Raw genomic sequence first — 6,030 nt, 5'->3', positions numbered from 1 at the left:
GTCGCTCCTGGGCCGAGTGGAGGCCACGGAGCCTTTTGAAGAAGTAGAGGCCGGGGGCAGCTGAAGGCTGGCTCGCGGGGGGCGGCATCCGCCCCCCTCCCGAACCTAAGCCCAGGAGGGGTGGCGGTGCCGCAGTTGGACCCTAGACGCGTGACCTGCCGCGGATGAAGTGGAAAATCAGGACGATCACAGCAACAACCAGAAGCAGGTGAATGAGCCCGCCGCCGATGTTGCCAATAAAGCCGAGAAGCCAGAGAACGGCAATAACGATGGCTATCCAAAGCAACATGAGAGTCTCCCTTGTTTGGTTGCGTGCCCTGGCCGGCGGCCGAGGCATTCATTGGTAAGTATACTTATCAATGGGGGTGAGTGGGTGGTTCAGTGCGGTTTTTCCATCTGGAAGCCACACCGGCACGCGGAAATATTGGAGCAAACTTGTCCGGTTGAGCGTTAGTGGATTGGGATCTCGGCAGAGGCTAGCTTGCACGGAGGCCGAGCGCATCGAGGGTGGCAACAGCCGTCGTCGGGCCTCCGCAGTCACGGCCGTCCGGATACGTAGCCGTGGGCTTGAGCCTCACATGGCTCATGCCGATCGACCAGCCGGAGGTGTTGGTGCCCGACGTCGTGAGATCGAGCGGGTGGTCGTTGATGCCGGCCTCGATACGAACGTCGATGCTTCCATCCGCCATGCGCAAGGACACCGATTGAGGCGCCCCGGGCGAGTTCGGCAGGGGAATGGGACCGGGTGTAAGCGGCGTCAAGGCGTTGGCGGAAAAGCTCTGGCACGCGCCGTCCTGGCACAGCTCTATGACGAGCGCGGCGAGATTCGCCGCGCGCTCCGCGGTGACGTGCAAGCTTACCAACGAGATGTAGCCGACGGCCGGGCACACGCTGGCCGATCCACATGACAGGAGCAGGGGCGCCCCGATGGCGAGTGCGCCAAGAACCGCACAGACGCGACCTGCTGGACCGAAGCGACGCATCGGGACCCCCTTACCGGAATCATGGTACGTCTGTCAGTGAGCGACACCAGGTCGCATGCTCATCCATTCGGCCCGAAGGATCGAAAATACCTCCTTGTCGTACCGCCTGCGTCGTAGACCCAGCTACTGCGAAGGACACCGTCGGAACGCATCCCCAGCCGCTGCGCGACGGCTACGCTGCGGTCGTTGTCGGTGCGGCAGCGCCATTCGACGCGGGACATCCCCCGCTCTAGGAAGGCCCATTCCATGAGCAGTTCGACCGAGCGGGTGATGAGGCCCCCTCCGACAGCACCGGGTTCGAGCCAGCAGCCCATTTCGCAAATGCCCCAGGCGGAGTCGAACGTCACAAACATCACGCCTCCGACGATCCTGCCGTCGTTCCAGAGCCCATAGATGCGCGCCCCATCGTTCGCTGTGGCTGTGGCGTAACGCTGAAGCGTAGCGCGGGCACCCTCGACGGTCTCGGTGACAAAGGTCGGCCCGACCCACGGCCGGATATGGTCCCGTGCCCTGTCCATGTGCTCGGCAAAATCACGGGCGTGCCATGTCTCGAGAGGCTTCAAGACGACGCTTCTCGCACTACTGTTTCGAACATAGTTTCTCCAGAGGGTTTTCCCAGGCTTTGCTTGCCACTGGGGGTGGGTGATTTCTCGGACGTGTGCGCCTCAGAACAACAAGACCAGCCCGACGCCGGCCGCCGCGGCTCCGACGCATGCCGCCATCGTGCCCACTCCGTTGAGGAGGGCCAATCCAGTCCGGCCGCTCTGGACAAGCCTGACGGTCTCCAAGCTTGCCGTGCTGAAGGTCGTGTATCCGCCGAGGAATCCGGTGCCGAGAATCAGCTGAAGGGATTCAGGAGCCTGATGTGACATGACCAGCCCGGCCAGGATCCCCATGAGAAGTGACCCGGAGAAGTTGATGAAGATCGTGCCCAACGGCAGCGCAGTCCGGGCCCAGGAACGGACCACCCCATCCACCACGAAACGCGCGGCCGCCCCTGTGCCGCCCGCGAGCGCCATCAAAAGGAGGGTCATTTCAAGGCCTTCTGACCTTGTTGGGTGGACCGGTGCCGGAGCGCCCCAAGCCAAATACCCAGGGTTGTGGCCGCGACACCGCCTAACAGGCTGGCTGCCAGGTACCACATGGCGTCCATGCCGCGTCCTGCTCCGAAGAGGTGCACCGAGTCCAGCGCCAAGGTGCTGTAGGTGGTGTAGGCCCCTAGGAAACCACTACCGATGCCCAAGCGGGCAATCCGGCGAAGGCCGGCGTCGGGTCCGCTCCGGGCGAGTGCTTCGAGGAGCCAGCCAAGCGCGAGCGCACCGGACAGATTGATAAGCAGGGTGGGAAGCGGCCACGCCCCTGGCGCCGGAAGGGCCATGCCGAAACCGTAGCGGCTCAAAGCCCCGAGGATTCCGCCGGCCGCGACGAGCAGAACGAACCGCCCGTGAAGATGGAGCGGGCGGTGCGGTTGCCGGTCCGGTTGCGCCGCCTGGGTTTTGGCTCCGTGCGGCGCGGTGCTGCTTTCCTTCATTGATCCCTGCTTGGGTCGTGACGGCCCAAGGGAACCATGAGCACTGGGCAGTTTTGGCGATGTGCCAGATGCAAGGCTACCGATCCGGTGACTAGTCCTTCAAACCTCGGACCGAGGCCATGTTCCTTGGTTCCCACGACGATCATGGAAGCGTTGATACCCGCCGCATATCGGCCTAGCGACCGGGCAGGCTCGCCGGCGAGCGTCACGAAGGTCCACTGCACACCCGTTCCGTCGAGTTGATCCGCGATGCGGGATCGGAGGGACTCGGTGATGGCCGCGGCGTCGTCGTCGATGCCGTCGGGGTCGATCGCTTGGGCTGTGAGATGCCCGTCCCGGTCCCCTGCCGCCGGAAAGCTCGTGACATCGGCGAAGGCCAGGACCAAGTGCAATCCGGCACTGAGCGCTACTTCGGCGGCTTTCTCAACTACCGCGACCGGCTGGTGCGGGAGCACCCCTGCCAGCACCGGCCCTGTCAAGCGGGCCGGGCTGACCTTGTCCAGCGGCATATCCTCGCCACGCGGGTTGCTCATGGGCCCTCCAAATGTCCGGATGGTCAGGATGCGGGTTCCTCGTCTTGCTCCAGTATGGACTTCTACGACTGGCGTTGTCCCAAGCGCTACGCGAGAATGTCGATATGTGCGGTCGGTTCAGTGTCGGTTTCGAAGCAGACTATCTCTCGAGGAAGCTCGGTGCCGTGCTGCGCGGTGATACCGACTATCCCTCGCCAACGCTCCAGATCAACCGACTGACCCCGTGGTCTTTGTGCGGGGACGCGCCGGGGACGATTCGCTCGGACGCGAGCTCGCGGCCGGGCGCTGGGGCTTGGTTCCGACCTTCTCCAAGTCCTTCGATTCGAAGGTACCCACGTGGAATGCACGCTCGGAAACAGCTGGGTCAATCCCCGCGTTCAGGGCTTCCCTGCCGAAGTGGCGGGCGGTCGTCCCTGCCTCTGCCTACTACGAGTGGAAGAAGTCGGGCCCCGGCCGCAAGGATCCCAAGCAGCGCTACATCGTCGAGCCACAGGACGAGCTGATTACCTTCGCCGGATTGTTTGCGCCATGGCGCGACGAGAGCATCGAGGACAAGTCCGCACCCGGCGCGTGGCGTTTGTCCTGCTCGATCCTGACCATGGATTCCCCTCCCGAAGGCGTTCACGAAAGACTGCACAATCTGCATGACCGGATCCCGGTGCCGATCTCCGCGGACATGATCGACGATTGGATCGACCCCAAGGAAACCAGGGGCCAGGCCCTGTTGGACGCCGTGCTGGGCGAGGCGTATGGCTTGGCGTCGGCATGGACGATGAGGCCCGTGGAACTCATGGACGACAACACCAAGCTGGTGGACGTCGCAAACCCGGCTGCCTGACTCAACGCTCTCTGCGCTCAACGCTCGTAGCGCAGCTCGGCCCTCACGTCCGTGTCCTTTAGCCACGTCATTCTGGTGGCCGATCCGAAGGGATTCGGCCACCACTGCACCAGGACCTTGCCCTCCGACGTCCGGGTGACCATGGCCGGAACATATTGGAGGTACTTCGGCCAAACGAGCTTGGCGATCACGGGCACCCTTGAGACGGTTGACAGCGGTTCCGTTTGGCGCGGAGGCGGGGCGCCGACTGAATTCAACGGCGCGGGATATTCGGGCTGGTCAGGCATGCCCGAATACTACTGCGAGGCCTCGACAATATGGAGGTTGTTCCCGGCCGTGCGGCGGCCACTCCCCCTGCTTCGGGGAAGTGGCCGCCACTCGCTGGAACCGCGCTAAAGCCGGGTGTCGAACGAATCGCAGAACACGTTCTCATTGAACGTTCCCTGGAATTCGGACTTCCCCTGGATTTTCTGGATCGTAGCCCGGATGGCCTCGCGGGTCCCTGCATGGGCGTTGATGGCCGTCTTGACCATTGGCACATCGATCAAGTGGTTCGGCTGGTTCAGGGAGACGAACACCGTGGGAACTTCCGTGACGTACCAAGGGATTTCCGCCGCCATGGGACTGGACCACTTGATACGGATCGCAGCCTCTTGGGCAAAACCCTTGACATTGGCAAAGACGAACGCGGCATCGTACTTTTCCGCGTAGTCACCCGTGGCCTCGTCCGAGATGACGGTCATGAAGTTCACGCCCGACTCCCCCGCAGCTTCGCGTTGCTCCGCCGTCTTGAAGAGGTGGACCTCGAAACCGGCGATTTCAAGTTCTTCCTTGACCGTATCCAGGTAGGCCAACGGATCTGCCCGGGTGAAATCGGAACCGCCGGAGATCCCGTATAGGCGGATGCGCTTATGCGTTTCCGGTGTGATCGGCAGGTTGCCGGCAGTGTCCTTGATCAACGTGACGGTCTTGTCGGCGATTTCGGCGGCGACGGCGAGGTGCGCCTCGCTGCCGATCAGCCGCAGGGCCTCAGGCGACGGCGTCAGTTCTTCCGGCAGTTTCTTGTGCAGCCCCAGGCTGGCCTTCAACCCCAAAATCCGGCGCAGCGCGTCATGCAGGCGCTGATCGCTGACCACGCCTGATTTGTAGCCGTCCAACATGTACTGGAAGTCCTCCGCCGGGTTGCGGAAGAACAGGAACATGTCGCACCCGGCGGCGATGGTGGTCGGGACCAGGTCCTTGCGCTTCTTGGCCTGGGTGAGGCCGACCATTTGGGATGCATCGGTGAGGATCAGTCCGTTGAAGCCGAGTTCGCCACGGAGCAAGTCCTGGAGAAGCTCCGGAGCGAGGGTGGCGGGCAGGATGTCCCTGTCTTCCGTCCCCGGACGGAAATGCCGCGTGAGCTCTGGCGCCCCGATGTGTCCGACCATGATCGACTGGATCCCGTGGCCGATCATTTCCCGGTAAACGTGCCCGTAGCTGGAATTCCACTCCGCGTACCCGAGCGTGTTGTACGAAGTGACCACGTGCTGGTCGCGTTCGTCCACGCCGTCGCCCGGGAAATGCTTGATGGCACAGACAGTGGCCGATTCGCTGATGCCGTCGAAGTACTCCTTGGCGCGCTCCACGACGATTTCCGGAGTGTTGCCGAACGCCCGGGTTGAGATGACCGTATTGCGCCAGTTGTAGTGGATGTCCACGATCGGCGCGAAGGCCCAGTTGCAGCCCAAAGCCGCGGTTTCCACACCGGCCACCTGGCCCATTTTCCGCGCGATGGACTTGTCCGGGTGTGAACCGGCCTGAAGGTGGGTCGACACGAAAGTTCCGTCGTCGCAGCTTCCTGCTCCGCCCATTTCCGGGTTGGAGGCCACCAAAAGCGGGATGCGCGTTTTGGATTGGGCATAACGGATGTGCTGCTGGACAGCGGCGGACGGACCCGGCCTGTACCGCATTCCGCCAACGTGATAGTTCTCCAGCACACCGTCGAGGTACTCCGGGGAGTAATCGTTGTTGTGGTTGATGAAGAGCTGCCCGATTTTTTCCTCAAGGCTCATGCCGCGGATGGTGGCATCCACCACGCAACAGCCTCGTCGTCGAGGTTGAACGGCGCCGACTGGAGGTCGACGTCGAACTGCCGCGCCGGAG

The 6,030-nt window shown here is 63.1% G+C and carries 9 protein-coding genes; 1 reads left to right on the top strand and 8 read right to left on the bottom strand.

The window, feature by feature from the left end; genetic code table 11:
- Positions 1–142: 142 nt before the first annotated feature.
- The 6 genes from AHiyo1_RS01975 to AHiyo1_RS01950 all read right to left on the bottom strand — a co-directional run bounded on the left by AHiyo1_RS01975 (position 143) and on the right by AHiyo1_RS01950 (position 3,047).
- Complete coding sequence (locus AHiyo1_RS01975; RefSeq protein WP_113990531.1) at positions 143–289, bottom strand: lmo0937 family membrane protein; 147 nt, start codon at positions 287–289, stop codon at positions 143–145.
- Positions 290–476: 187 nt separating this feature from the next.
- On the bottom strand, positions 477–890 hold the full coding sequence (locus AHiyo1_RS01970) for a hypothetical protein (RefSeq protein ID WP_059387447.1): 414 nt from the start codon (positions 888–890) through the stop codon (positions 477–479).
- A gap of 152 nt (positions 891–1,042) precedes the next feature.
- Positions 1,043–1,546 (bottom strand): GNAT family N-acetyltransferase, encoded by a 504-nt coding sequence (locus AHiyo1_RS01965; RefSeq protein ID WP_216363119.1) that lies wholly within the window; start codon positions 1,544–1,546, stop codon positions 1,043–1,045.
- A gap of 102 nt (positions 1,547–1,648) precedes the next feature.
- Positions 1,649–2,017, bottom strand: a complete 369-nt coding sequence (crcB, locus tag AHiyo1_RS01960) for a fluoride efflux transporter CrcB (RefSeq protein WP_059387446.1) — start codon at positions 2,015–2,017, stop codon at positions 1,649–1,651.
- Positions 2,014–2,514: a fluoride efflux transporter FluC gene (locus AHiyo1_RS01955; protein WP_084784312.1), complete on the bottom strand. Its 501-nt coding sequence runs from the start codon at positions 2,512–2,514 to the stop codon at positions 2,014–2,016. Before AHiyo1_RS01955 ends, crcB begins: the two co-directional genes overlap by 4 nt.
- The gene (locus tag AHiyo1_RS01950; RefSeq protein WP_059387445.1) at positions 2,511–3,047 is read right to left on the bottom strand and encodes a universal stress protein; all 537 of its coding nucleotides are present in this window, start codon (positions 3,045–3,047) and stop codon (positions 2,511–2,513) included. Before AHiyo1_RS01950 ends, AHiyo1_RS01955 begins: the two co-directional genes overlap by 4 nt.
- A 223-nt stretch (positions 3,048–3,270) precedes the next feature.
- Between AHiyo1_RS01950 and AHiyo1_RS01945 the strand changes: the two genes are divergently transcribed.
- A complete protein-coding gene (locus AHiyo1_RS01945; protein WP_059387444.1) occupies positions 3,271–3,885 on the top strand; it encodes an SOS response-associated peptidase family protein in 615 nt (204 codons plus the stop codon).
- A gap of 17 nt (positions 3,886–3,902) precedes the next feature.
- Here AHiyo1_RS01945 and AHiyo1_RS24085 read toward each other — a convergent pair whose 3' ends face one another.
- Positions 3,903–4,172, bottom strand: coding sequence for a hypothetical protein (locus tag AHiyo1_RS24085; RefSeq protein WP_148667388.1), 270 nt, complete (start codon positions 4,170–4,172; stop codon positions 3,903–3,905).
- A gap of 105 nt (positions 4,173–4,277) precedes the next feature.
- Positions 4,278–5,963 carry a glycoside hydrolase family 3 protein gene (locus AHiyo1_RS01940; protein ID WP_253257118.1) on the bottom strand — a complete coding sequence of 562 codons (1,686 nt, stop codon included), beginning with the start codon at positions 5,961–5,963 and terminating at the stop codon, positions 4,278–4,280.
- Positions 5,964–6,030 lie beyond the last annotated feature (67 nt).

It is taken from the genome of Arthrobacter sp. Hiyo1 (genome assembly GCF_001263615.2).
GTDB lineage: Bacteria > Actinomycetota > Actinomycetes > Actinomycetales > Micrococcaceae > Arthrobacter.
This window is presented reverse-complemented; position numbering and strand designations above follow the sequence as displayed.